Origin of the sequence: Methylorubrum sp. SL192 (genome assembly GCF_026672325.1) — a bacterium.
Lineage (GTDB): Bacteria > Pseudomonadota > Alphaproteobacteria > Rhizobiales > Beijerinckiaceae > Methylobacterium > Methylobacterium extorquens.
Genome location: NZ_JAPPQV010000003.1, coordinates 2,094,279 through 2,118,633, shown reverse-complemented (window position 1 = coordinate 2,118,633; position 24,355 = coordinate 2,094,279). Strand labels below are relative to the sequence as shown.

Here is a 24,355-nt window from a genome sequence, read left to right as displayed (position 1 = left end):
TCCTGTGACGCGCGTCGTTTCGTTCCTGACAGCGCCCGCACATCGTCACTCCCCGCCGCGGGGCGACGCGAAGCTAATCCTTGCACTGCGACATGAGATGCGCCACGCCCGCGTGAACGGCGCTAGGGTCGCCAAATCCGTCCAGCGGAGAGCCTGATGACGAAATGGGTCTATTCCTTCGGTGACGGCAAGGCCGAAGGTGAGGCAGCGATGCGCAACCTCCTCGGCGGCAAGGGCGCGAACCTCGCCGAGATGTCCAATCTCGGCCTTCCGGTTCCCCCCGGCTTCACCATCACGACCGAGGTCTGCACCTACTATTACCAGCATGGCGAGACCTACCCGGCCGAGCTCACCGACGCGGTGAAGGAAGCCTTGGAGAAGGTCGGCACGCTGACTGGCCGCCGCTTCGGCGATGCGGAAAAGCCGCTGCTCGTCTCGGTCCGCTCCGGCGCGCGGGCCTCGATGCCGGGCATGATGGACACGGTGCTCAATCTTGGCCTCAACGACGCCACCGTCGAGGCCCTGGCCAAGGATGCCGACGACGAGCGCTTCGCCTACGATTCCTACCGCCGCTTCATCACGATGTACTCGAACGTCGTGCTCGGCGTGGAGCACCACGCCTTCGAGGAGGCGCTGGAGCACTACAAGGAGCAGAAGGGTCTCACCCTCGACACCGACCTGAAGGCTGACGACTGGAAGCACCTGATTGGCGTCTACAAGAAGATCGTCCGCGACGAGCACGGTTCCGAGTTCCCGCAAGGAGCGGAGGACCAGCTCTGGGGCGCGATCGGCGCCGTGTTCGATTCCTGGATGATCCCGCGGGCCAAGAAGTACCGCGAGCTGAACCAGATTCCCGAGAGCTGGGGCACGGCGGTCAACGTCCAGGCCATGGTGTTCGGCAATATGGGCGACACCTCGGCCACCGGCGTCGCCTTCACCCGCAACCCCTCGACCGGCGAGAGCGCGCTCTACGGCGAGTTCCTCATCAACGCCCAGGGTGAGGATGTGGTGGCGGGCATCCGCACGCCGCAGGACATCACCGAGAAGGCCCGCATCGAGGCCAAGTCCGATAAGCCGTCGATGGAAAAGGCGATGCCTGAGAGCTTCGCCGAGCTGACGCGGATCTACGGGATCCTCGAGAAGCACTACCGCGACATGCAGGACATGGAGTTCACCATCGAGCGGGGTAAGCTCTGGATGCTCCAGACCCGCAACGGCAAGCGCACCGCCAAGGCGGCCCTGCGCATCGCCGTCGAACTCGCGGGCGAGGGCCTGATTTCGAAGGAAGAGGCGATCAAGCGCATCGAGCCCGGCGCGCTCGATCAGCTCCTGCACCCCACGATCGACCCGGATGCCGAGCGGACGGTGATCGCCACCGGCCTGCCCGCCTCGCCGGGCGCGGCGGTCGGCGAGATCGTCTTCAACTCGGAGGAGGCGGAGGCCGCCAAGAAGGCCGAGCGCAAGTGTATCCTCGTGCGCATCGAGACCTCCCCGGAGGACATCCACGGCATGCACGCCGCCGAGGGCATCCTCACCACGCGCGGCGGCATGACCAGCCACGCGGCGGTGGTCGCCCGCGGCATGGGCAAGCCCTGCGTCTCCGGCGTCGGCTCGATCCGGATCGACTACAAGGCCAAGACCCTGACCGTCGGCGGCGTGACCCTGAAGGCGGGTGACGTCATCACCGTCGACGGCTCGACCGGCCAGGTGATCCAGGGCGAGGTCAAGATGCTCCAGCCGGAGCTGTCGGGCGACTTCGCCGCCCTGATGGAGTGGGCGGATGCGGTGCGGACCATGAAGGTGCGCACCAACGCCGACACCCCGGCCGACGCCCGCGCCGCCCGCAAGTTCGGCGCGGAAGGGATCGGCCTGTGCCGGACCGAGCACATGTTCTTCGAGGGCGACCGGATCGTGGCGGTGCGCGAGATGATCCTCGCCGACGACACGGAAGGCCGTCGGGCGGCACTCGCCAAGATCCTGCCCTACCAGCGCCAGGACTTCGTCGAGCTGTTCACGATCATGTCGGGCCTGCCCGTCACGATCCGCCTGCTCGATCCGCCGCTGCACGAGTTCCTGCCGCACACCGACGAGGAAATCCGCGAGGTGATGTCGGCCACCGGCATCAGCGAGGACAAGATCCGCAACCGCATCCGCGAACTCTCCGAGCACAACCCGATGCTCGGCTTCCGCGGCTGCCGCCTCGCCATCGCCTTCCCCGAAATCGCCGAGATGCAGGCCCGCGCGATCTTCGAGGCCGCGGTACAGGCCGCCAAGGATACCGGCGCCCCGGTGACGTCGGAGGTGATGGTGCCGCTGGTGTTCACGCGGATGGAGTTCGACATCGTCAAGGCCCGCATCGACGCCATGGCCAAGGCCGTGACCGAGGAGACCGGCGCGACGCTCGAGTATCAGGTCGGCACGATGATCGAGCTGCCGCGCGCGGCGCTGATGGCCGGCGAGATCGCCGAGACGGCGGAGTTCTTCTCCTTCGGCACCAACGATCTCACCCAGACCGCGCTCGGCATCTCCCGCGACGACGCCGCGACCTTCCTTGGCCCCTACACCCAGAAGGGTATTCTCTCGGTCGATCCGTTCGTATCGATCGATCAGGAGGGCGTGGGCGAACTGGTGAAGATCGGCGCCGAGCGCGGTCGTAAGACCCGCGAAGGCCTCAAGCTCGGCATCTGCGGCGAGCACGGCGGTGATCCGGCCTCGATTGCCTTCTGCCAGGAGGTCGGGCTCGATTACGTCTCCTGCTCGCCGTTCCGCGTGCCGATCGCCCGCCTCGCCGCGGCGCAGGCGGCCCTCGGCAAAGACGCCTAAGACGACGCATGACGACCCCGCGGGCATGACCCGCGGGGGCCTTTCCGGGCGGCGGGCCAAGCTTCGCAATAATTTTGCGGACAGCCCGCTGAACCCGTGTCGCACGGGCACGTTACCTGCTAGCGGGAGTCCATAGCGCGGAGAGCGCCTCGGTCTTCCGGCCAGGGCACCCGCGGGACTTCAAGCTATGTCGCATCCCGACTCTCCCTCAGCCCTCCTCGATCATCGCGCCATCGTTCCCGGTCACCGGGCGATGCAGGCGGCCTATCTCTGGATCATCGCGACGCTGACCGCGGCGGCGGGTGTCACAGGGCTCGTCTACCTCGAGGCCGACCGTAACGGCCGCGAGGCGGGCCGGATGATCGTCGCCGCCCAGAACGGCAGCAGCTACGCCGCGATCCTCGTCCACGGCATGGCCCAGCGTCACGGCCGTCCGACACCTTAACCGTCCGGCAACCACGTTCGCGATTAAACTCTCCTCATGAGGAACGGTCGCCCCGGCTTGGTCTAAGCTGAGGCCTCCGGCCGCTCGTGAGTGTGGAGTATCGGCGGTGCGTACGAGGCGCGTTCGAGGCCTGGGGATAGGCCCCCGCTGGATCGTCTCGGCCGTGGTGCCGTGGATGCTGGCGAGCGGCCTGCTGGTTTCCTTCACCGCCACCGCGGGCACCGATGCCACGCTTCGGCCCGCCCAGCTCTCGGAGCGGGATGTCACCGCGACCGGCGCGCTCGTGGCGTCCACCGCCTGGAGCCCGGACGTCATCGATGCGGGTCTCGTGGCGCCCGGCGCCTCCCATGAATCCGAGCCCGGAGAAGACGGCCTCCCCGCGCTCGCCGACTCGGATGGCGCCACCCCCGCCACGCCCCGCGCCGTCGCCCTGTCGTCGGTCACACCCGCGCCCGCCGACGCGACCCCGATCGAGGTCGCGGCGGCGAACCTCGCCCTACCCGGCTTCTCGGCCCGTCTCGATCGCGGCCCTTCCGCCCTCGATCCGCAGATGACGGCGCCGGAGGCCAAGTCCCATTATGCCGACCTGATCGATCCGAATGCGATGGACCGCGAGCAGCGCTGCCTCGCCGAAGCCGTCTACTTCGAGGCGCGCAGCGAGCCCGAGGAGGGGCAGGCCGCCGTCGCGCAGGTCATTCTAAACCGCGTCAAGAGCGGGCTCTACCCGTCCTCGGTCTGCGGTGTCGTCTACCAGAACCGCCACCGCTTCATGGGGTGCCAGTTCTCCTTCGCCTGCGAGGGCAAGGCTTTGCGCATCACCGACGCGGAATCCTGGCGCAGCGCGACCCGTGTCGCCAGCGCGGTGATCGACGGCCGCACCTATGTCAGCGAGGTCGGCGGCGCGACCCACTATCACGCCGATTACGTCCGCCCCGGCTGGTCGCGCCGGCTCAAGCGCAAGGACATGATCGGCCGGCATATTTTTTATCAGCTGAAGCCGAACCAGACCTGATGGTGTCTCAAAACGTCATCCCATCGACGACCTCATCCTGAGGTGCCGCCTGAGCGGCCTCGCAGGATGTTCCAGAGGTCGCGCGAATGCTGGAGGATCCTTCGAGGCTCCGCTTCGCTCTGCACCTCAGGATGAGGGATGGATTGGAAAGAGGTGATCACGCCAAGATTGGCTCACCGCCCCTGCCTCAGATAGTTTGCGCCGCCGATTATCAGCAGCTTGTCCGAACCCCGGTCGGGCGCGAACAGGCTCAGCGCTTCAGTAGTCCCAGCATCGTCCGTCAGAGTCAGCCGGTAACCCGAGACCGTGTAGCGGCCGTTGCGCACCGGCCGTCGGCTGTGGCCGGCGACCACGGTGCCGCCGTCCATCGAGCCGCCGGTCGAGGAGAAGCCGACACCGCCTTCGCGGGTGAAGCGGCCATCCGGCGTCAGGGCAAGCGAGTGCGTGCCGCCGACCGAGCCCATCGCGCCGCTCGATCCGAACGTGTGGCTCCACGTGCCGTCGAAGCGGTACCCGTCCGCGAAGGGCGGCACCGCGACGTAGGTGTCGCCGCCGATGGTCAGCGCCTCCTTGGTGCGGGAGAACGCTTCGCCGGAGCGCGTGACGCGCCCGAACCCGTCCTCCACCTCGACCCGCTCGATGCGGTTGGCCGAGAACCAGCCGCCCTTCAGCGCGTAGGTGCCGCAGGTGGCGGGCTCGGCCCGGCAATGGGCCGCCATGTCGCCGTCGCGCGGAAGCTCCGTGGTGTAGAGGCCGCCCTTGTCGAACAGCAGCGTGTCTTGGTCGGCAGTGAAGTCCATCCCGCCGAAGGCGTTTGGGCGGAGCTGCGTCTTGGTGCGCGTGTAGAGCCCGTCGAGGCCGCCATCCCCCCGGACGGGTGCCAGAACGAGGCCGCGGTCGTCCTTGGCCGGACGGTAGGAGCCTACCAGCGCCTCGAACCCCTCGCGGATTGGGTTCTGCTGCTCGCGTTCGAGCTGGAGGGTGAGGAGCATCAGAAAATGCTCGCTCGTCCGGGTGGCGATCCCGATATGCCAGGCCGCCATGCGCAGGCCGTCGGTCGTGCGGCAGCAGCGCTGCTCGACGCGGATGCGGTGCCCGTCGAGGGTTTCGCCGGCCTTCGCCGTGAGCGGCTTCTCGCCGGGCGGGATCTGCTTGAGGCTGCGGACGAAGGCGCTGAACGTCTCGTCGAACCGGCCCGAGGCCGGCTTCGGCTTGGCGACGATCAGGAGCGCGGCGCCCTTGCGCCCGCGCGGCGCGGTCGGCTCGAAGAGGCGTTCGAACACGAGGCCGTCGCCGGCCTCCCGGCGTGTCCAGCCCTCGAACATGACGGGCAGCTCGAAGCGGGACGACCCGAGGGTCACTTCGGCGGCGCGGGCGGGGAGACCTGCCGCGAACAGCAGGGCGAGGCCGAGCCCCGCCCCGCCTGCGCGGCCGCGTCGCGTCACGTCACGACGCTCGGCTCCGCCCGGCCGGTGATCGCCTCGATGCCGGCCAGTTCCCGCGCCACCGCGACGACGGGTCCGAGCACATCGGCTACCGGCAGCTCAAGCCGGTCGGGGGCGGCTTCGTAGCGTTCGATATAGACACGCAGGGTCGCCCCGGCGGTGCCGGTGCCCGAGAGGCGGTAGACGATGCGCGCATCCTCCGCGAAGGTGACGCGAACGCCCTGCGCCTCCGTCACCGAGCCGTCGACCAGATCGACGTAGCGGAAATCGTCCGCCGCCTTCACGGTGAGGCCGCCGATCCGGGTGCCGGGCAGCGAGCCGATCTTGGCGCGAAGCCCGTCCATCAGCCGGTTGGCGGCGCCGGAATCGATCTCTTCGTAATCGTGGCGTGTGTAGTAGTCGCGGCCGAACTCGGCCCAGTGCGCCCGCACCAGCTCCTGCGCCGGCTTACCGGTCGCGGCCAGGATGTTGAGCCAGAGCAGCACCGCCCACAGCCCGTCCTTCTCGCGCACATGGTTCGAGCCGGTGCCGGCGCTCTCCTCGCCGCACAGGGTGATGCGGCCGGCATCCAGCAGGTTGCCGAAGAACTTCCAGCCGGTCGGCGTCTCGAACGCCTCGATCTTGAGCGCGGCGGCAACGCGGTCCACGGCGCGGCTCGTCGGCATCGAGCGGGCGACGCCCGCGAGGCCCGCGGCATAGCCCGGTGCGCGGTGGGCGTGTGCGGCGAGGATGGCGAGGCTGTCGCTCGGCGTCACGAACAGGCCGGGCGCCACGATCATGTTGCGATCGCCGTCACCGTCGGAGGCCGCCCCGAAATCCGGCGCGTCGGGCCCGTGCATCAGCTCGAACAGTTCGTGGGCGTGAACCGGGTTCGGATCAGGGTGGTGTCCGCCGAAATCGGGCTTGGGCTCGCCGTTGACGACCGTGCCCGGCGCCGCGCCCAGCGCCCCCTCCAGGATCGCCTTTGCGTAGGGGCCGGTCACCGCCGAGAGCGCGTCGAAACGCATCCGGAAGCCCGAGGCGAACATCTTCGACAGAGCGTCGAAGTCGAACAGCGTGCGCATCAGCTCGGCATAGTCGGCGACCGGGTCGATCACCTCCACCGTCATCCCGTCGATCTCGCTGGTGCCGATCCGGCCGAGGTCGAGATCGGGTGCGTCGGAGATGCGGTAATCACCGATCGCCTTGGTGCGCGCGAAGATCGCTTCGGTGACGCTCTCCGGGGCCGGGCCGCCGTTGCTGCCGTTGAACTTGATGCCGAAATCGCCCTCCGGCCCACCGGGATTGTGGCTCGCCGACAGTACGATGCCGCCGACCGCGCCGTGCTTGCGGATGACGCAGGAGGCGGCCGGGGTCGAGAGCAGGCCGTTCTGCCCCACCAGCACCCGCCCGAAGCCGTTGGCCGCGGCGATCTTGAGGGCGATCTGGACAACCTGTTCGTTGAAGAAGCGCCCGTCGCCGCCGATCACCAGGGTCGCGCCCTTCCGGTCGGGGATGCAGTCGATGATCGCCTGGACGAAGTTCTGGACGTAGTGCGGCTGCCGGAAGACGGGCACCTTCTTGCGTAGGCCCGAGGTGCCCGGCTTCTGGTCCGGATAGGGGCTGGTGGGAACCCGCTTCGACGCCATGGTTCGCTCGATTCTCGTGGAAGACACACTGCGCACGTCGTAGCGCGGTTTGCCGGTTCGTATAGGGTTGCGGCGCCGATTTCAGTATCGTCGGACGCGGCGATCAGCCGTCGGAGCCGAGGCGGACCTTTACCACGGCCGGATTTTCGCGCAGGCGCTCGGCGATGGCCGCGACGCTCGTCTGCGAGAGCCGGACAAAGGCGATCGTCACCTCCTCCAGCCCCTCCTCCGCGCCGGGGCGCACCACGAACTGGCGCACTCGCGAGGCCCGCTCGCCGGTGGCGTCCTGCAGCGTGTCGATCGAGAGGCTGCCGGCTTTCACGGTGAGTTGGAGCGTGTGGGTGCGCATCCGGTCGCGCCAGCTCTCCTCGATCGGCTTCACGCCCGCGAGGATGCCGACGACGAGGATCGTCGCCGCGATGCCCGCCACGTAGAGGCCGCCGCCGACCGCGAGGCCGATCGCTGCGACCGCCCACAGGCTCGCGGCGGTGGTCAGCCCCTTCACCACTTCGCCGCGCAGGAGGATCGTGCCCGCGCCGAGAAAACCGATGCCGGAGACGACCTGCGCGGCGATGCGCGAGGGGTCGAGGGTCACGTTCTTCTGTCCGAGCACGTCGGAGAAGCCGAAGGCCGAGACGATCATGAAGAGGCAGGCGCCGACGCAGACCAGCATGTGCGTGCGCAGGCCCGCGGCCCAGAGCAGCCGCTCCCGCTCGAAGCCGATCACGCTGCCCATGGCGCCTGCGAGCACGAGGCGCGCCACCATCTCCGCGTTGCCGAGCATCGCTCCTCCCGATTCAGGCGTGCCACGGAGATTGCGCCCGGTGCTCTCGTCACGCAACGCGAGCCCCCGCCTTGACGCCTCGCCGGGCGCGGGTCCAATGCGGCGCGCATTCCAGAACCGTCAGCCGCTCGTGGGCCGTCGATGCCGCCGCTTCTCGCCCTCCCCTTCCCGGCCATCGATCCGGTCGCGGTCTCGATCGGACCGGTCGAGATCAAGTGGTACGCCCTGTCCTACATCGCGGGGCTCGTCGGCGGCTGGTTCTATGCGCGCCGGCTCGTCGCCGCGGATTCACTCTGGGGCGTGGTCAGGCGCCCGACGCTCGCCGACATCGACGACCTGATCGTCTGGGTTGCGCTCGGCGTCGTGCTCGGCGGGCGGATCGGCTACGTGCTGTTCTACAACCTGCCGCTCTATCTCGATCACCCGATGGAGATCCTGGCGATCCGCAACGGCGGCATGTCGTTCCACGGCGGGTTCCTCGGGGCGATCCTGGCGCTGCTGCTCTTCGCGCGGTCGCGCGGGCTCAACGGCTACACCATGCTCGACATTGCCGCGGTGGTGGTGCCGGTGGGCCTGTTCTTCGGGCGCATCGCCAACTTCGTGAATGGCGAGCTGTGGGGCCGCGCCGCGCCGGACTTCCCCTACGCCGTCGTCTTCCCCACCGGGGGCGACGTGCCGCGCTACCCGAGCCAGCTCTTCGAGGCCGCCACGGAAGGCTTGCTGCTGTTCGTCGTCATGGCGCTCGCCGTGCGCCGCTTCGGCTTCCGCAAGCCGGGGCTGCTCGGCGGCATCTTCGTCCTCGGCTACGCGCTGGCGCGGACCTTCTGCGAGTTCTTCCGCGAGCCGGACCGGCAGCTTGGCTTCCTGTTCGGACAGGACGTCAACGCGCTCGGCGGCGGCGTGACCATGGGGATGCTGCTCTGCGTGCCGATGGCGCTGGTCGGGCTCGTCTACATCGTCCTCGCTGCCCGCGGGGTGACACGACCCCGGAAGACGGGGCCGGAGATCCAGGCCGAAGCGGGACAGATCTGAGCGTGAGCCCCGAGGCGACGCCGTTGCTGGCGATCCTGGCGCGGGAGATCCGCGCGAGTGGGCCGCTCGGCCTCGACCGTTATATGGCGCTCTGCCTCGGGCATCCGCTTCACGGCTACTACGCCACGCGCGATCCCTTCGGCCGGGGCGGCGATTTCGTCACCGCGCCGGAGATCAGCCAGATGTTCGGCGAACTCGTCGGCGCCTGGGCCGCCGCGGTGCTGGCGATGATGCCGACGACGGGCGTGCGTCCCTGCCTCGTCGAGCTCGGACCCGGTCGCGGCACGCTGATGGCCGATGCGTTGCGGGCCCTGCGCGCGGCCGGCAGCGACTTCGAACTGCACCTCGTCGAGACCAGCCCGGTGTTGCGCCGGCTCCAGGCGGAACGGCTCGCCGACGCCGCGCCGACCTTCCACGACTCGGTGGCGAGCCTGCCGGACGCGCCGCTCCTCGTCATCGCCAACGAGTTCTTCGACGCTCTTCCCGCCCGTCAGTTCGTTCGGACGGAGCTTGGATGGTGCGAGCGCCGCGTCGGCCTCACGCCGGACGGCGACGCCCTGGCCTTCGGCCTCGACCCGGAGCCCGATCCGCGCCTCACCGCGGAAGCGCCGGCGGGCGCGGTGCTGACCCTGCCAAGCCAGGGGCTCGCCGTGATGCGCGATCTCGCCCGCCGTTTCGTCGCGCGGGGCGGCGCCCTCCTCGCGATCGATTACGGGCACGACCGGCCCGGCTTCGGCGACACGTTCCAGGCGGTGGCCGGCCACCGCTTCGCCGACCCGCTCGCCCGGCCCGGCGAGGCCGACCTGACGCTGCACGTCGATTTCGGCGCGCTGGCCCGCGCGGCCGCCGCGGAAGGCGCCGCCCTGCACGGCCCCGTGACGCAGCGCGACTTCCTGCTGGGGCTCGGCCTCGCGATGCGCGCCGAGCGGCTGAAGGCGCGCGCGACGCCGGATCAGGCGCAGGCGATCGACGCCGCCGTCCTCCGCCTGACCGATCCGGACCCGCGCGGCATGGGCGCCCTGTTCAAGGTGCTCTGCGCCAGCCACCCCGCGCTTGGACCGCTTCCGGCGCTCCCGCCCCCGTCCTGAGCTCTCCTGCCTGAGCCCTCCTGAAAGAGCCTGCGAGACCATGTTCATCGAAGCGCCCGAGCTCAGCTCGCACTCTTACATCCGGCACGCCTTCTTCACCCGGCAGGGCGGCGTCTCGGAAGGGCTCTACGCCTCGCTGAACGGGGGGATCGGCTCGAACGACGATCCGGCACGGGTCGCCGAGAACCGGGCGCGGATGTGCGCGCAGCTCGGGCTCCCGCGCGAGAACCTCGTCAGCCTCTACCAAGTGCATTCCGCCGAGGTCGTGACCGTTGAGGCGCCCTTCCCTCTGGCCGAGCGTCCGAAGGCGGACGCCATGGTCACGCGGGTGCCCGGCCTCGCGCTCGGCATCGCCACGGCCGATTGCGGTCCGATCCTGTTCGCCGATCCGGAGAATCGCGTCGTCGGCGCGGCCCATGCCGGCTGGAAGGGCGCGCTCGGCGGTGTCGTCGAGGCGACGGTCGCAGCCATGGAAGCGCTCGGCGCCGAACGCCGCAGCATCGTCGCCGTCCTCGGGCCGACGATCGCCCAAGCCTCCTACGAGGTCGGCCTGGACTTCATGGAGCGCTTCCGGGCCGAGGTGCCCGATTGCGAGACGTTCTTCGAGGAAGGGCGGCCGGGCCACGCGCAGTTCGATCTACCGGGCTTCATACTCGAGCGGTTGGCCCAGGCCGGTATCGGCGAGGCGACCGCGCTCGGCTTGTGCACCTATGCCGATCCCGAGCGGTTCTACAGTTTTCGTCGCACCACGCACCGTAACGAACCAGATTACGGGCGCCTCATCTCGGCGATCGCCTTGACGCCATGAGGGTTTTCCTCGGGATCTCACAAAAGTCGTTGCATCCGTGCAACGCTGGTTGTGCAGGTGTCTACGTTCGGGCTTTTGTGCGCGGAAGCACTCGCATCCCGCACTGCATCCATCGTAAGCCTCTTCCCGTCGCGGAACGCCGTGGTTGCATCCCTGCGACAATCTGTACGGAAGCGTAGCCAAAAAAAGCTCGGCCGTATGTGAACCTTGGCCGTTCGGCAGCGTTTCCCGAATGGAACGACGGCGGACGAAGACCACCGCCACAAAGGGGCCGCCTTCGAGACGGTCGGCGTGGTCAAGCCGCAACAGCATCTTCCGAGATGCTGGCATAGATACGGGGCACCGTGCCGCCTCGCTTCTTCGGAAGCATCGGTACAGTCAGAGAGGACCAGAGTAATGAAATCCTTCCTTCGCGCCGGCACGGCCATCGCCGGCATCGCCTTCGCCGGTTCGGCGCTCGCCGCCGACCTCCCGCGCCGCGCGGCTCCGCCGCCGGTGTTCCAGCCGGTGCCGGTGTTCACCTGGACGGGCTTCTACGCCGGTTTCAACGCCGGTTACGGCTTCGGCACCCAGGATGACCGCGTCCCGACCGTGATCGGCGTCGGCCCGGCCTCCCTGCTCGTGCCCCCGGGCACCACCGCCGTGGTCGCGTTCAGCAACCGTGAGTCCAACGAAGGCTTCGTCGGCGGCGGTCAGATCGGCTACAACTACCAGTTCACCCCGGGCTCCGGTGTCGTGATCGGTGTCGAGGCCGACGCCCAGTACGCCGATTTCGGCCGTGACCGGAACCGCTTCCTCTCGACCAGCCCGCTGGCCGCCCAGCAGGTGTTCAACCCGGGTGGTCTGTCCGGCCTCGACTTCTTCGGCACCGTCCGCGGTCGCCTCGGCTACGCCTTCGACCGCACCCTCGTGTACGGCACCGGCGGCTTCGCCTACGGCTCCGGCGGCGGTCGTGAGTTCGGCACCGGCGTGTCGAGCAACGACTTCCAGACCGGCTGGGCCGCCGGTGGTGGTATCGAGTACGCTCTCCCGACCGACTCGTTCCTGAACTTCTTCAAGTCGTCGGCCGTGACGCTGAAGGTCGAAGGTCTGTACGTGAACCTCGACCGCGGCACCGGTGGCCGTGGCGCCTTCGCGACGGACAACCAGGGCCGTACGGTCTCCATCGGCAGCCCGGGCACCGTGCTCGTCAGCGGTGGCCAGCAGGTCCGCGACACCGAGTTCGCCGTCGTCCGCGCCGGCCTGAACTACAAGTTCGGCTCGTACTAGTATCTGGATCTCCGGCGGTCCCTCACCGGACCGCCGGACCTCCTTTGAAAAAGCCCGGCTTCGCGCCGGGCTTTTTTTATGGCCGTTCGGCGCACCGTCGCGAATGCCGGTCGGCCGTTCGCGCGCGGGTAATCGACGCGAGACCCCTGACAAAAGCTCGGCTGGTCCCCATCTCCTAGAGCGCATTCGGACGAAGTGGTCACCGGTTCGTCGATCGAGTGCGCGTCGAAACGAAGACCTAGAGACGACGGCCTGATGCGATCAGGTCGGATACGGCTCTAGCCGCCGCGCGGTCACGATGCCGTCGGCGCCTCAGGGAGACGGCTCCATGAACAGCGAAGAACGCGACATCATCAACGGCATCTTCCAGCGGCTCGAACAGGCGTCCGGACAGGCCCGCGACGCCGATGCGGAGCGCTTCATCGCCGAGAAGCTTCGCAACCAGCCTTACGCGCCCTACGCCATGGCGCAGCTCATCTACGTGCAGGAAGAGGCGATCAAGAGCCTCAACCAGCAGCTTGAACAGGCCCGCGAGCAGGCTCAGTCTCAGCCGGCCGGCGGCGGTGGGTTCCTGTCGAGCATCTTCGGCGGCGGACAGCGTTCCGAGCCGCAGCGTCCCGGCGGACAGGCTTGGGGCCAGCAGGGCGGCTACGGCCAGCAAGGCGGGTATGGTGGTCCGCAGGGCGGCCCGCAGCAGGGCTATGGTGGCGCTCCGCAGGGCGGACCCTGGGGCGGCCAGCCTCAGCAGCCCGCACGCGGCGGCGGCTTCCTGGCGACCGCCCTTCCGATGGCGGCGGGCGCAGCGGGCGGCATGCTGCTCGGCAGCGCGCTCTCTAACGCATTCGCCGGCGGCCACTCCCAGCTCGGCAGCGCCTCGGCGGCGGGCTTGACCGGCGGTGAGACGGGTGGCGGCATGTTTGGTGGCGGCGGCGATCAGGATCTCGGGTCGGCGCTCGGCGGCAGCGATGGCGGCTTCCAGGACGCCTCGTTCGGCGGCGGTGGCGGCGATGATTTCGGCGGCGACCTCGGTGATGGCGGCGACGACGACTGGGCCTGATCTCGCCCGCACGTCCTGAATGTTTGCAAAGCCCGGCGCCGTTCCCACGGCGCCGGGCTTCTGCTTTTGTAAGTTGACGTCAGATGACCTCGACGCGGGTGCCGACCGGCGTGCGCTCGTAGAGGTCGATCACGTCCTCGTTCATCATGCGGATGCAGCCCGAGGACACGTTCTGCCCGATCGTGTGCGGCTCGTTGGTGCCGTGGATGCGGTAGAGCGAGGTGCCGAGATACATCGCGCGCGCACCGAGCGGGTTTTCCGGGCCGCCCACCATATGCCGCGGAAGGTCGGGGCGGCGCCGCAGCATCTCGGCCGGCGGCGTCCAATCCGGCCATTCCCGCTTGGCCGAGATCGTCTTCGCCCCGGTCCAGACGAAGCCCGGTCGCCCGACGCCGATGCCGTAGCGGATCGCCTGTCCGGCCGGCTGGATCAGGTAGAGATACTTCGCGTTCGTATCGATCACGATCTGTCCGGCCCGCCCCGGCCCGTCATAGGCGACGACCTGCCGGGCAAAGCGCGGATCGACCGCTCGCGCGATCATACCTTCCTCAGGTCCCTGCCCGGTCGCCGGCCCGGTCGGCAGCGCCGCGAACCGGGCGCGCGGCTGCACGACCGCCACCGGGCGGGGCTCGCCGAGAGCGCCGTAGCCGTCGACAGCGGGGCGCCGGGCCGGGCCGCGCCCGTCCCCCGTCATCAGGAACTCGATGAAGCCGCCGCCGTAGCGGCCCGGCTCCGCCTGCGCCATCGCGCTCGAACCCATCAGCGCCAGCGCCGCCAGCGCCACGCCCCACTTCGCCCGCATCCCCGACTCCCGCCCTGCCCAAGTGATGCGGCAAGTCTTTTCCGGGTTGTGCCTGCGGGCGATGAACGGACGTGGTGAATCATCCGCTCCGGGGCTTGCGCCCCCGCTAAGTCCAAGTCGTCGTCAACGAGCCGTAAATGCCGCCGTTCCCCTGAAAACTTTCAGCAAATCGAAACGACTGCACGGGATTGTGTCAGGCAAGTTTTTACCTCGAAGGCCTGTCCGACCGATGATCACCAAGCGCTACCGCATCGAGGAAAGCCTGGGCTTGCCCGTTCCGGCGGCCGGTATCTCTGCGGCTCCGGCGGAGTCAGCTCCGAATCCGCGGCTCGACGAAATCCTGACGGCGATCAACGACCTGCGTCGCATCACGCAGGCCAGTGCCGGCGAAACCATCGAGGCCTGCCGCCGCGAACTCGGCGAGGCGTTCGCCATGCGCCACGAACTCGAAGTGATGAAGGAAGCGATCACCCGCACCAAGGGCGAGATCGCGAGCCTCCACCGCTCCGAGACCACGGGCAAGGGCATGCGCCGCGTCGCCGGCGAACTCGATGCGGTGGTTGAATCGACCGAGCAGGCCACTTCGACGATCCTCGGCAGCATCGAGCGGATCGAGACCAACGCCAACATGATGCGCGGCCTACGTCTGACCAAGGCGGCGCAGGAGAATGTCGACGGCATCCTCGACAACGTCATCTCGGCCTATGAGGCCTGCAACTTCCAGGATCTCACCGGTCAGCGCATCAGCAAGATCGTCAACGTGCTGAAGTTCGTCGAGGAGCATCTCGACCGCGTCATCGAGGCCTGGAGCGGGCTCGAAGGCTTCCGCGACCTGCTCGCGGTCGAGACGGCCGCTGTCGATGAGAACGACGAGAGCTCGCTCCTCAACGGACCGAAGCTTCAGGACGATCCCGGCCACGTCGATCAGTCGGACATCGACGCCCTGTTCGACTGACGCTCCCCGTCGCAGGGCGATCGCGCGAAGCGATTGTCCTGGCTCAGGCCGCCGCGGCCCTTTCAACCGGAATCGCCGCGGCTTACATCGGGGCCATGAGCCGCGCGACCCGATCCGCCTTCGACGACGTCCCGCCCGACGGGTTCGACGAGGACGAGACCGAGGCTGCCTCCCTCGACGAGGCGCCCGAGATCGACTTCGATTTCGAGCCCGGTGCCGTCCAGGCGGGCACCGAGATCATCCGCCGGTTCTGGTCGACCCTGCCGAACTCGCCGGGCGTGTACCGGATGTTCGACGCCAAGGGCGACGTGCTCTACGTCGGCAAGGCCAAGAACCTGAAGGCCCGCGTCGGCTCCTACGCCCGCGGTCAGGCGCATTCGAACCGCATCGCCCGCATGATCGCCCAGACGGCGGCGATGGAGTTCGTCACGACGGCGACCGAGACGGAAGCGCTGCTGCTGGAGGCCAACCTCATCAAGCAGTTGAAGCCGCGCTTCAACGTGCTGATGCGCGACGACAAGTCGTTCCCCTACATCCTGCTGACCAGCGACGGGCCGGCGCCGCAGATCGTCAAGCATCGCGGCGCGCGCCGCCGCAAGGGTAATTACTACGGCCCCTTCGCCAATGTCTGGGCGGTCAACCGCACGGTGAACGCGCTCCAGCGCGCCTTCCTAATGCGGACTTGCTCGGACAGCTATTACGAGAACCGCACCCGGCCCTGCCTGCTCTACCAAATCAAGCGCTGCTCCGGTCCCTGCACCGGCGAAATTGCCCTCGAGGACTATAGCGCGCTCGCCGACAGCGCCCGCGCCTTCCTCTCGGGCAAGTCGAACGCGGTGAAGGACCGGATGCGCGAGGAGATGCAGCGCGCCTCCGAGGCGCTCGAATTCGAGCGTGCCGCGCGCTTCCGCGACCGCATCGCCGCGCTCTCGGCGATCCAGGGCGTGCAGGGGGTGAACACCCAAGGGGTCGAGGAGGCCGACGTGTTCGCCATCGACGAGCAGGCGGGCCAGTTCTGCATCGAGGTGTTCTTCTTCCGCAACTTCCAGAACTGGGGCAACCGCGCCTACTTCCCGAAGGCCGACCGCTCGATGAGCGCGGACGAGGTGTTGGCCTCGTTCATCTCGCAGTTCTACGACGACAAGCCCTCTCCGAAACTCGTCCTCGTCAGCCACACGATCGAGGATGCCGAACTCGTGGCCGCCGCCCTGTCGAGCCGGGTTGAGCACCGTGTCGAGGTCCACCAGCCGCAGCGGGGCGAGCGCAAGAACCTCGTCGATTACGCGCAACGCAACGCCAAGGAGGCGCTCGGACGCCGGCTCGCCGACACCGCGTCACAGGGCAAGTTGCTGACGGCTTTGGGCCAAGCCTTCGGCCTCGACAAACCGCCGCGCCGAGTCGAGGTCTACGACAACTCGCACATTTCCGGCACGGCCGCGGTCGGCGGTATGATCGTCGCCGGACCGACCGGCTTCATGAAGACGCATTACCGCACCTTCAACATCAAGTCGGAGGAGCTGAGCCCCGGCGACGATTTCGGGATGATGCGCGAGGTGCTGACCCGCCGCTTCAAGCGGCTGGCCAAGGAGGCGCCGCGCACCCCGCGGGAGGGCGAGGCCGGCGAACTGCAGGCCCCGGAGCAGGCCGTGCCGGCGGTGGCCGAGGTGCAAGACGATCCCGATGCCTTCCCCGCCTGGCCCGACCTCGTTCTGATCGACGGCGGCGCCGGACAGCTGGAGGCCGCCCGCGCCTCGCTCGCCGAGATCGGCGTGACCGGCGTGCCGTTGGTCGGCATCGCCAAGGGCCGCGACCGCGACGCGGGCCGCGAGACGTTCTTCGTGCCCGGCCGCAGCCCGTTCAAGCTGCCGCCGCGCGATCCCGTGCTCTATTTCGTGCAGCGCCTGCGCGACGAGGCCCACCGTTTCGCCATCGGCACCCACCGGGCCCGGCGCAAGCGCGAGATGACGAAAAACCCGCTCGACGAGATTGCCGGGATCGGCCCCACTCGCAAGCGCGCGCTGCTGCACCATTTCGGCACGGTGAAAGCCATCGAACGCGCCGCCTTGGAGGATCTCGCCAAGGCGCCGGGCGTGAACGCCGCCACCGCGCGGGCGGTCTACGACTTCTTCCATGCCAATGCTTGAGCCGAGCCCCGTGCCGAGAGAGCCCGCACCCGATGCAGCGACGCCGCGGTTGACGCCCCCCGCCGCCCGTGATTTCACCCCGGCGATGAACGCCGTCCTCCCCCGACGCCGGTCGCAGGCCTGGACGCTCGCGAACTGCCTCACCTACGGCCGCCTCGTCGCGGTGCCGGTCGTCGTCGTCCTGCTGTTCTGGCCGGACGAGTTCGCCGCGCGCTGGACCGCCTTCGGCGTGTTCGTGGCCGCCGCGATCACCGACTATCTCGACGGCTACGTCGCCCGCGCCTGGGCGCAGAGTTCGGCGCTCGGGCGGATGCTCGATCCGATCGCCGACAAGCTCCTCGTTGCCGCCCTCCTCCTGATGCTGGCGGCCGACCGCACCATCGCCGGCATGTCGCTTTGGGCGGCGATCGTCATTCTGTGCCGCGAGGTGCTGGTCTCCGGCCTGCGCGAGTACCTGGCGGAGCTGAAGGTCGGCCTGCCGGTCAGCCGCATCGCCAAGTGGAAGACGACGGTCCAGCTCATCGCCCTCGGCTTCCTCGTCGCCGGCCCGGCCGGCGAGGCCGTCCTTCCCGGCAGCCTCACCGCCGGCATCGTCCTGCTCTGGCTCGCCGCGGCCCTCACGCTCTACACCGGCTGGGACTACATGAGGGCCGGGATCCGGCACGTGATCGACGATCCGCGCTGATTGATTTGGGATTCTTTGGCGCGGCACTGCGAGGCGCCGCCGGGGATGAATGCGATGAAGCTCGTCTACTTCGCCTGGGTGCGCGAGCGCGTCGGCAAGCCCGAGGAGACGGTGGACCCGCCCGAGGACGTCGCCACCGTCGCCGACCTGATCGGCTGGCTGAAGACGCGGGGCGAGGAATACGCCTACGCCTTCGAGAACGAGGGCGTGGTGCGTGCAGCCATCGACCGGGTCCATGCCAAGCCCGGCAGCACCATCGCCGGAGCGCAGGAGATTGCCTTCTTCCCGCCGATGACCGGCGGCTGAGACAGGGCCGCGGCATTAAAAGGACGGTTCGACCAATCTCTGGGACGCCGGGCAAGAGGAGCGAGCGGCCCGCCCGCCCATTCTGGCGCCAGCCTGATCCCCGGACGGACGCGATCCCCCGTCAGCTCAGCGCGTCCCGGAACGCGCTGAGATTGGCGCGCATCATCTCCAGATAGCCGGGGGCCGGTCCCCCCGGCGCGCTCAGCGCGTCGGAGTAGATCCGCCCGCCGACCTTGGCGCCGCTCTCGCGGGCGATCTGCTGCATCAGTCGCGGGTCGGCGATGCTCTCCACGAACACCGCCGGCACCTTGTCCCGGCGGATCTGGCGGATGATGCGGGCGACATCCTTCGGGCCGGCCTCGCTATCCGTGGAGATGCCCTGCGGCGCCAGGAAGCGCATGCCGTAGGCGGCGCTGAAATAGCCGAAGGAATCGTGCGTGGTGATGATGCGCCGCCGCTCCTCCGGGATTGCACCCAAAGCTGCGCGGATCTCCGCGTCCAGCGCGTCGAGCTTCTGCGTGTAGGCGGCGGCGTTCGCGGCATAGAGCGAGGCGTGATCCGGGTCGGCGGCGCTGAGGCCGTCGCGGATGTTGGCGACGTAGAGCTTGGCGTTCGCCACGTTCTGCCAGGCATGCGGATCGGGGTGGTCGCCGTGATCGTGTCCGTGATCTTCGGCGTGATCGTGGTCGTGGCTGCCCGCGACCGTCTTCACCCCCTTGGAGGCGACGGTGACCGGCGCCTTGGTGCCTGAAGCCTTGATCAGCCGCTCCATCCAGCCCTCGAAGCCGAGGCCGTTGACGACGACGAGATTCGCCTCGGCCAGCTTGCGGGCGTCGCCCGGCGTGGGGGAGTAGCCGTGAGCGTCGGCATCCGGCCCGACGAGGCTCGTCACGGCGACCTGCTCGCCGCCGACCTGCGCCACCAGGTCGGCCAGGATCGAGAAGGTCGCCACCGCCTTCAGCCGCGCGCCGTCCGCCGCGGCCATCGACGGCGCGAGGCCGAGCCACACCAGAACAACGATCGCGACGCCGCGCCCCACGCCCAAACCCATACCGCAACTCCTCCGCTCGGTCGCGGTGATAATGTAACATTATCACATCGCCAAGGGCTGGGTTGCGATTGTTCAGCGGAGAACGGGCAGGGTTGCCAATCCGGAGAAGCTTCCCTGGAGCAGACCGGGTGCGCACTGCCACCGGCACCAGGGCGAGTATGGCGCGGCGGCCGGTTTCGCGGCGGGCTACCGCCTGCGCTTGATCCACGGCCCTTACGGCTGCAAACACCGCGGGCCCCGGCGTTCCGCCGGGGTCAGCACAGACACGGTACATGATGGCGCGCCGGCCGCTCCTGAGAGGCGACACCCTTCCCCTGCTCGGGCGGCTCTGGCGGGAGTGGCTCGCCCCGCACCGCGCCACGCTCGCGGTGGTGCTCGTGCTCATCACCGTCGTCGGTGTGGCGACGGGGCTCTACCCCGCCCTCATCAAGGCCGCCTTCGACGCGTTCGACCGCAAGGACGTGAGCGCCCTCGCCTATGGCCCGCTCATCGTCATCGCGGTCACCTCCGCGCGCGGCTTCGCACTGTTCGGCCAGACGGTGCTGACCAACCGGGTCGTCACCCGCGTCGAGGCCGACATGCAGGCCGCGCTCTACGCCCACCTGATCGATGCCGACCTCGCCCAGCTCGGTCGCGAGAGCCCGGCGGCCTTCACCCAGCGCTTCACCACCGACTTCGCCTTCATCAAGGAGGCGCTGACCCGCATCTCAACCGTGCTGCTGCGCGATGTGGCGATGCTGGCCGCCCTGGTGATCGCACTGGTCTGGATGGACCCGCTGCTGACGCTCGCCGCCGCAGTCACGGCGCCTCTTGTCGCCGGCCCGGTCAACCGGATCGGCAAGCGGCTGCGCCAGGTCTCGACCACGACCCAGGAGCAGATGGGCGCCACGGCGAGCCTCATCACCGAGAGCCTGCAGGGCGCCCGCGTCGCCAAGACCTACGCCCTCGAAGGCTATCTCAAGGACCGCGCGGCGCAGGCGTTGGACGAGGTGCGCCGCCTCAAGATGAAGGCGGCCAACGCGCGCGGACGGCTCGACCCGCTGATGGAGATCGGCGGCGGTCTCGCGGTGGCGGGCGTGCTGGTGCTGGTGGGCCAGCGGGTGATGTCGGGCGACCGCACCGTCGGCGATTTCACCGGCTACGTCGCCGCGCTCCTGCTTGCAGCGCAGCCGGCCCGGGCGCTCGGCACCCTCAACGCCATCCTGCAGGAGGCGGCGGCGGCGCTGACGCGCTACTTCGCCCTGATGGACGAGCAGCCGACGATCCGCGAATCCACATCGGCCCGTCCGCTCACGGTGTCACGGGGCGAGATCCGCTTCGAGAACGTGCATTTCCGCTACCGGGCCGACGCGCCCGCCCTCGAGGGCATCGACCTCGTGGTGCCGGCGGGCTCGACCACGGCGCTCGTCGGGCGCTCCGGCTCCGGCAAATCCTCGCTGCTCAACCTCGTCCCCCGGCTTCAGGACGTGACGGCGGGCCGGGTTCTCATCGACGGCACCGATGTGCGCGACGTGACCATCGCCTCCCTGCGCGCGGCGATCGCGGTGGTGTCACAGGAAGTGGTTCTGTTCGACGACACCGTCGCGGCCAATATCGGCTTCGGCCGACCCGGCGCGACGCAGGACGAGATCGAGGCAGCGGCGCGGGCCGCGGCGGCCCATGGCTTCATCACGCGTCTGGGCGAGGGCTACGCATTCCGGGTCGGGCCGGGCGGCGGCCGGCTCTCGGGCGGTGAGCGCCAACGCATCTCGCTGGCCCGCGCCTTCCTCAAGAATGCGCCGATCCTGCTCCTCGACGAGGCGACCTCCGCCCTCGATTCCGAATCCGAGCATCTCGTGCAGGAGGCGCTGGAGCGGCTGATGCGCGGGCGCACGACACTGGTGATCGCCCACCGCCTCTCGACCGTGCGCGAGGCGAACCGCATCGCGGTGCTGGACGCAGGCCGGGTGATCGAACTCGGGCGCCACGACGAGCTGGTGGCCGCGAGCGGGACCTATGCCCGCCTGCACCGGCTGCAATTGTCGGACGACTCGGGCGTATCGAAAGCCCAGGCGGCCCCGGTCTGAAAGTGCCAGCATGAAATCGGCCGGCGCGAATCGATCGGCCTCATGCCACCCGCGCGGCCTCTCGCGCGTAGTTCCCGGTCACGACGGGAGCCAGAGATGCGGTCAGAGCCATTCGGAACGACGCGGGCGGGTGAGCGCGTCACGCGGCACACCCTCATGCGCGATGATCTGCGGGTTCAGGTGATCGATTACGGCGCGATCGTCACCAGCATCGAGGTGCCGGACCGCGAGGGACGCCGCGCCAACGTCGTCCTCGCCCTCGATACGGTGGAGGGCTACGAGACGGTGAGCCCACATTTCGGGGCGATTGCCGGGCGTTACGCCAACCGCATCGCCAAGGGGCGCTTCACCCTCGACGGCACCCCCTTCGAACTGCCGATCAACGAGCCGCCCAATTCCATGCATGGCGGCCCCGAGGGTTTCGCCAAGCGCCTCTGGCAGATGATGGAGGCGGACGAAACACGGGTCGTGCTGAGGCGGCGCAGCCCCGACGGCGAGGAGGGCTTTCCGGGCAATCTCGACGTCGAGGTCGTCTACAGCCTGCCCGAGCCCGGAACGTTGCGCATCGATTACCGCGCCGAGACCGACCGGCCGACGGTGCTGAACCTGACCAATCACAGCTATTTCAACCTCGCCGGCGAGGGCACGGGCGACGTGATGGACCATGTCGTGCAGATCGACGCCGACGCCTACACCCCGACGGACGCAACGCAGATCCCAACCGGAATCATCGCGCCGGTTGCCGGCACGCCCCTCGATTTCCGCGAGCCGACGCCGCTCGGTGCGCGCATTCGGCAGGGTGACGAGCAGATCGTGATCGCGGGCGGCTACGACCATACCTTCGCTCTGCGCGAACCCGCCGGCACGCTGCGCCGGGCAGCCTCCTGCTTCTGTCCGGCCAGCGGGCGGCGCCTCGACGTCGCGACGACCCAACCGGCGCTGCAGCTCTATAGCGGCAACAATCTCGACGGCTCGCTGGTCGGCCCGTCCGGTCGCACCTACCGCTCGGGCGACGGCGTCTGCTTCGAGACGCAAGGGTTTCCCGATGCGCCGAACCACCCGAACTTTCCGAGCGCGGTCCTGAGGCCGGGAGAGGTCTTCACCTCGATCAGCACCTACCGGTTCTCGGTCGGCTGAGCGGACGAGCCCGTCACAAAGCGAGGACCGAGACGAGCCTGAACCGGGGCGCTTGACATCCCTCTCGTTTGGTCTGAAATTTCTGTCATGACAGAGGCTTCAGATCAGCCGCAAACCCTCGCGCCTGCGGTGGAGCGGTTCATCCTCCACTGGGGGGATCTCGGCGGGCAATGGGGCGTGAACCGCTCCGTCGCTCAGATCCACGCCCTGCTCTACCTCTCCGACAAGCCGCTCGCGGCGGAGGACATCGCGGGTACGCTCGGCATCGCCCGCTCGAACGTCTCGAACTCGCTGAAGGAACTGGCGGGCTGGAGCCTGATCCGGCGGGTGCCGGTGCTGGGCGAGCGGCGGGATTTCTTCGTCGCCGAGACGGACCTGTGGGAGATGGTCACCCGCATCGCCGCCGGCCGCAAGGAGCGGGAGATCGACCCGGCGCTCAAGGCCCTGCGGGAATGCGTAGCCGAGGCGGAAGGCGATCCGCGGGTCGGGGCCGTGGCCGGGCGGCGGCTCAAGGCGATGCTCGACTTCACTCAGACGCTCGACGGCTGGTACGCGCAGATGCTGCACGTGCCCCACAACACCCTGGCCAAGCTGATCCGGCTCGGCGGACGCATCGTCCGCTACCTGCCCGTGAAGTCCGAGGCCTGATCCCCTGCCGGCCGGGCGTCCGGCGTCCGGGGGAGTGTCTGAGGAGGCCCTTGATGCGTGCCGCCGGCAAAGCCGCCATTTCGAACGCAGCCCCGGTCCGCCCGGCGGAACTGCTCGACCTGCGTTTTCGCGCGCTGGTGCCGGAGGCGGATTGGGCGCGGCTGCCCCCTGCCGTGCGGCGGCGCTTCTCCAAGCGGCTCGGCGAGGGCGAAAGTGCGGTCTATGCCGGGCGGGTGGTCGAGACCCAACTGACCCGGCTCGGCTGGCTGCTCGCCCAGATCTTGCGCCTCGTCGGCGCACCGCTGCCGACAGCTCGGATCGCCAACATGCCGAGTGTGGTCGCCGTCACCCAGGACGGCGCCGGCAACGGCCAGATCTGGACGCGGCTCTACGCCCGCGGCTCAGGCTTCCCGCAGGCGATCCACTCGGCCAAGCGCTTCCGGGGACCGACGGGTCTGGAGGAGCGGGTCGGCGCCGGGCTCGGCATGAGTCTGCGGGTTCTGGTGGAGAATCGGGCGCTCGTGTTTCGCAGCGAGCGCTATTTCATCGATCTTCCGGGCTTCCGGCTCATCCTGCCGCGATGGCTGACGCCGGGCACCCTGACGGTCAGCCACGACGCCACCGGCGCCCGCGCCTTCCGGTTCGTTCTGGAAATCCGTCACGCTTGGCTCGGCCGGCTGCTACGCCAAGAGGCGGAGTTCTCCGACCAAGTCGATGCGCGCGACGAGGTGACCGCCGCGCCGCCCTGATCGGGGTTTCAGCCGGCTAGAAGCGCGCCCGACGGCCGGTCGGCGCCCCAGATCTTCTCGAGGTTGTAGAAGCCGCGGACTTCGGGGCGGAAGATGTGGACGAGGATATCGCCCGCATCGATCAGCACCCAGTCGCAGGCCGGCATGCCCTCGACGCGGGCGTTGCCGAAGCCCTTGGCCTTCATCTCTTGGATGATCTTGTCGGCGATCGAGCCGACATGGCGCTGCGAGCGGCCGGACGCGATGATCATCGTATCGGCGAGCGAGGTCTTGCCCGCGAGGTCGATCTCGACGGTCTCCTCAGCCTTCATCTCATCGAGGCATCCGAGGGCCAGGGCCTTCAGCGCGTCGGAGGAGGCAGGCTCGGCATCGGAGCTGACACCGACGTGTGGAATGTGTGCGGACAGGGTCTCGGTTCCTG

General features: G+C 68.9%; 22 protein-coding genes. 16 read left to right on the top strand and 6 right to left on the bottom strand.

Annotation, left to right across the window (positions count from 1 at the left end):
* The first annotated feature begins 156 nt into the window (after nt 1–156).
* The 3 genes from ppdK to OVA30_RS10655 all read left to right on the top strand — a co-directional run bounded on the left by ppdK (nt 157) and on the right by OVA30_RS10655 (nt 4,280).
* The gene (gene ppdK / locus OVA30_RS10665) at nt 157–2,823 is read left to right on the top strand and encodes a pyruvate, phosphate dikinase (RefSeq protein WP_012254231.1); all 2,667 of its coding nucleotides are present in this window, start codon (nt 157–159) and stop codon (nt 2,821–2,823) included.
* A 187-nt stretch (nt 2,824–3,010) separates the two neighbouring features.
* On the top strand, nt 3,011–3,268 hold the full coding sequence (locus OVA30_RS10660) for a hypothetical protein (RefSeq protein ID WP_012254230.1): 258 nt from the start codon (nt 3,011–3,013) through the stop codon (nt 3,266–3,268).
* A 106-nt stretch (nt 3,269–3,374) separates the two neighbouring features.
* Nucleotides 3,375–4,280: a cell wall hydrolase gene (locus tag OVA30_RS10655; RefSeq protein ID WP_012254229.1), complete on the top strand. Its 906-nt coding sequence runs from the start codon at nt 3,375–3,377 to the stop codon at nt 4,278–4,280.
* A 173-nt stretch (nt 4,281–4,453) separates the two neighbouring features.
* Here OVA30_RS10655 and OVA30_RS10650 read toward each other — a convergent pair whose 3' ends face one another.
* The 3 genes from OVA30_RS10650 to OVA30_RS10640 form a co-directional block, all read right to left on the bottom strand.
* Entirely contained in the window at nt 4,454–5,725 is a 1,272-nt protein-coding gene (locus OVA30_RS10650) for a hypothetical protein (RefSeq protein WP_268175422.1), read from the bottom strand.
* Nucleotides 5,722–7,353 carry an alpha-D-glucose phosphate-specific phosphoglucomutase gene (locus tag OVA30_RS10645; RefSeq protein ID WP_268175421.1) on the bottom strand — a complete coding sequence of 544 codons (1,632 nt, stop codon included), beginning with the start codon at nt 7,351–7,353 and terminating at the stop codon, nt 5,722–5,724. The genes OVA30_RS10650 and OVA30_RS10645 overlap by 4 nt, the downstream gene beginning before the upstream one ends.
* A gap of 103 nt (nt 7,354–7,456) precedes the next feature.
* Nucleotides 7,457–8,137, bottom strand: a complete 681-nt coding sequence (locus tag OVA30_RS10640) for an MgtC/SapB family protein (protein WP_015823181.1) — start codon at nt 8,135–8,137, stop codon at nt 7,457–7,459.
* 141 nt (nt 8,138–8,278) lie between these two features.
* Between OVA30_RS10640 and lgt the strand changes: the two genes are divergently transcribed.
* The 5 genes from lgt to OVA30_RS10615 all read left to right on the top strand — a co-directional run bounded on the left by lgt (nt 8,279) and on the right by OVA30_RS10615 (nt 13,391).
* The gene (lgt, locus tag OVA30_RS10635; RefSeq protein ID WP_012254225.1) at nt 8,279–9,169 is read left to right on the top strand and encodes a prolipoprotein diacylglyceryl transferase; all 891 of its coding nucleotides are present in this window, start codon (nt 8,279–8,281) and stop codon (nt 9,167–9,169) included.
* 2 nt (nt 9,170–9,171) lie between these two features.
* The gene (locus tag OVA30_RS10630; protein WP_268175420.1) at nt 9,172–10,257 is read left to right on the top strand and encodes a class I SAM-dependent methyltransferase; all 1,086 of its coding nucleotides are present in this window, start codon (nt 9,172–9,174) and stop codon (nt 10,255–10,257) included.
* A gap of 40 nt (nt 10,258–10,297) precedes the next feature.
* Entirely contained in the window at nt 10,298–11,065 is a 768-nt protein-coding gene (pgeF, locus tag OVA30_RS10625) for a peptidoglycan editing factor PgeF (protein ID WP_182567929.1), read from the top strand.
* A gap of 396 nt (nt 11,066–11,461) precedes the next feature.
* Nucleotides 11,462–12,334, top strand: coding sequence for an outer membrane protein (locus tag OVA30_RS10620; RefSeq protein WP_003605905.1), 873 nt, complete (start codon nt 11,462–11,464; stop codon nt 12,332–12,334).
* 328 nt (nt 12,335–12,662) lie between these two features.
* Nucleotides 12,663–13,391 (top strand): DUF2076 domain-containing protein, encoded by a 729-nt coding sequence (locus OVA30_RS10615; protein WP_268175419.1) that lies wholly within the window; start codon nt 12,663–12,665, stop codon nt 13,389–13,391.
* A gap of 79 nt (nt 13,392–13,470) precedes the next feature.
* Here the strand turns inward: OVA30_RS10615 and OVA30_RS10610 are convergent, their stop codons facing one another.
* Nucleotides 13,471–14,193: a L,D-transpeptidase gene (locus OVA30_RS10610; protein ID WP_268175418.1), complete on the bottom strand. Its 723-nt coding sequence runs from the start codon at nt 14,191–14,193 to the stop codon at nt 13,471–13,473.
* A gap of 229 nt (nt 14,194–14,422) precedes the next feature.
* On the opposite strand from OVA30_RS10610, the gene OVA30_RS10605 reads away from it, so the two are divergent.
* The 4 genes from OVA30_RS10605 to moaD all read left to right on the top strand — a co-directional run bounded on the left by OVA30_RS10605 (nt 14,423) and on the right by moaD (nt 18,283).
* Entirely contained in the window at nt 14,423–15,148 is a 726-nt protein-coding gene (locus tag OVA30_RS10605; RefSeq protein WP_003600613.1) for a protein phosphatase CheZ, read from the top strand.
* A gap of 95 nt (nt 15,149–15,243) precedes the next feature.
* Complete coding sequence (uvrC, locus tag OVA30_RS10600; protein WP_268175417.1) at nt 15,244–17,292, top strand: excinuclease ABC subunit UvrC; 2,049 nt, start codon at nt 15,244–15,246, stop codon at nt 17,290–17,292.
* 85 nt (nt 17,293–17,377) lie between these two features.
* Nucleotides 17,378–17,977 carry a CDP-diacylglycerol--glycerol-3-phosphate 3-phosphatidyltransferase gene (gene pgsA, locus OVA30_RS10595; RefSeq protein ID WP_015951316.1) on the top strand — a complete coding sequence of 200 codons (600 nt, stop codon included), beginning with the start codon at nt 17,378–17,380 and terminating at the stop codon, nt 17,975–17,977.
* 54 nt (nt 17,978–18,031) lie between these two features.
* Nucleotides 18,032–18,283 (top strand): molybdopterin converting factor subunit 1, encoded by a 252-nt coding sequence (gene moaD / locus OVA30_RS10590; protein ID WP_268175416.1) that lies wholly within the window; start codon nt 18,032–18,034, stop codon nt 18,281–18,283.
* A gap of 121 nt (nt 18,284–18,404) precedes the next feature.
* Here the strand turns inward: moaD and OVA30_RS10585 are convergent, their stop codons facing one another.
* Complete coding sequence (locus OVA30_RS10585) at nt 18,405–19,334, bottom strand: metal ABC transporter substrate-binding protein (RefSeq protein ID WP_060770285.1); 930 nt, start codon at nt 19,332–19,334, stop codon at nt 18,405–18,407.
* Nucleotides 19,335–19,606: 272 nt separating this feature from the next.
* Here OVA30_RS10585 and OVA30_RS10580 point away from each other — a divergent pair, with 272 nt between their 5' ends.
* The 4 genes from OVA30_RS10580 to OVA30_RS10565 all read left to right on the top strand — a co-directional run bounded on the left by OVA30_RS10580 (nt 19,607) and on the right by OVA30_RS10565 (nt 23,934).
* Complete coding sequence (locus tag OVA30_RS10580) at nt 19,607–21,400, top strand: ABC transporter ATP-binding protein (protein WP_268175415.1); 1,794 nt, start codon at nt 19,607–19,609, stop codon at nt 21,398–21,400.
* Between the two features lie 96 nt (nt 21,401–21,496).
* Nucleotides 21,497–22,537, top strand: a complete 1,041-nt coding sequence (locus tag OVA30_RS10575; protein WP_268175414.1) for an aldose epimerase family protein — start codon at nt 21,497–21,499, stop codon at nt 22,535–22,537.
* An 87-nt stretch (nt 22,538–22,624) separates the two neighbouring features.
* Complete coding sequence (locus OVA30_RS10570; RefSeq protein WP_268175413.1) at nt 22,625–23,185, top strand: GbsR/MarR family transcriptional regulator; 561 nt, start codon at nt 22,625–22,627, stop codon at nt 23,183–23,185.
* Between the two features lie 53 nt (nt 23,186–23,238).
* Entirely contained in the window at nt 23,239–23,934 is a 696-nt protein-coding gene (locus tag OVA30_RS10565) for a DUF4166 domain-containing protein (protein WP_268175412.1), read from the top strand.
* An 8-nt stretch (nt 23,935–23,942) separates the two neighbouring features.
* Here OVA30_RS10565 and rsfS read toward each other — a convergent pair whose 3' ends face one another.
* A complete protein-coding gene (gene rsfS / locus OVA30_RS10560) occupies nt 23,943–24,245 on the bottom strand; it encodes a ribosome silencing factor (RefSeq protein ID WP_003600601.1) in 303 nt (100 codons plus the stop codon).
* Between the last annotated feature and the right edge of the window lie 110 nt (nt 24,246–24,355).

Coding starts and splice junctions, on each gene's coding strand:
- ppdK (WP_012254231.1), top strand. CDS start 157: ATGACGAAATGGGTCTATTCCTTCGGTGACGGCAAGGCCGAAGGTGAG.
- OVA30_RS10660 (WP_012254230.1), top strand. CDS start 3,011: ATGTCGCATCCCGACTCTCCCTCAGCCCTCCTCGATCATCGCGCCATC.
- OVA30_RS10645 (WP_268175421.1), bottom strand. CDS start 7,353: ATGGCGTCGAAGCGGGTTCCCACCAGCCCCTATCCGGACCAGAAGCCG.
- OVA30_RS10640 (WP_015823181.1), bottom strand. CDS start 8,137: ATGCTCGGCAACGCGGAGATGGTGGCGCGCCTCGTGCTCGCAGGCGCC.
- lgt (WP_012254225.1), top strand. CDS start 8,279: ATGCCGCCGCTTCTCGCCCTCCCCTTCCCGGCCATCGATCCGGTCGCG.
- pgeF (WP_182567929.1), top strand. CDS start 10,298: ATGTTCATCGAAGCGCCCGAGCTCAGCTCGCACTCTTACATCCGGCAC.
- OVA30_RS10620 (WP_003605905.1), top strand. CDS start 11,462: ATGAAATCCTTCCTTCGCGCCGGCACGGCCATCGCCGGCATCGCCTTC.
- OVA30_RS10615 (WP_268175419.1), top strand. CDS start 12,663: ATGAACAGCGAAGAACGCGACATCATCAACGGCATCTTCCAGCGGCTC.
- OVA30_RS10610 (WP_268175418.1), bottom strand. CDS start 14,193: ATGCGGGCGAAGTGGGGCGTGGCGCTGGCGGCGCTGGCGCTGATGGGT.
- OVA30_RS10605 (WP_003600613.1), top strand. CDS start 14,423: ATGATCACCAAGCGCTACCGCATCGAGGAAAGCCTGGGCTTGCCCGTT.
- uvrC (WP_268175417.1), top strand. CDS start 15,244: ATGAGCCGCGCGACCCGATCCGCCTTCGACGACGTCCCGCCCGACGGG.
- pgsA (WP_015951316.1), top strand. CDS start 17,378: ATGAACGCCGTCCTCCCCCGACGCCGGTCGCAGGCCTGGACGCTCGCG.
- moaD (WP_268175416.1), top strand. CDS start 18,032: ATGAAGCTCGTCTACTTCGCCTGGGTGCGCGAGCGCGTCGGCAAGCCC.
- OVA30_RS10585 (WP_060770285.1), bottom strand. CDS start 19,334: ATGGGTTTGGGCGTGGGGCGCGGCGTCGCGATCGTTGTTCTGGTGTGG.
- OVA30_RS10580 (WP_268175415.1), top strand. CDS start 19,607: ATGATGGCGCGCCGGCCGCTCCTGAGAGGCGACACCCTTCCCCTGCTC.
- OVA30_RS10575 (WP_268175414.1), top strand. CDS start 21,497: ATGCGGTCAGAGCCATTCGGAACGACGCGGGCGGGTGAGCGCGTCACG.
- OVA30_RS10570 (WP_268175413.1), top strand. CDS start 22,625: ATGACAGAGGCTTCAGATCAGCCGCAAACCCTCGCGCCTGCGGTGGAG.
- OVA30_RS10565 (WP_268175412.1), top strand. CDS start 23,239: ATGCGTGCCGCCGGCAAAGCCGCCATTTCGAACGCAGCCCCGGTCCGC.
- rsfS (WP_003600601.1), bottom strand. CDS start 24,245: ATGAAGGCTGAGGAGACCGTCGAGATCGACCTCGCGGGCAAGACCTCG.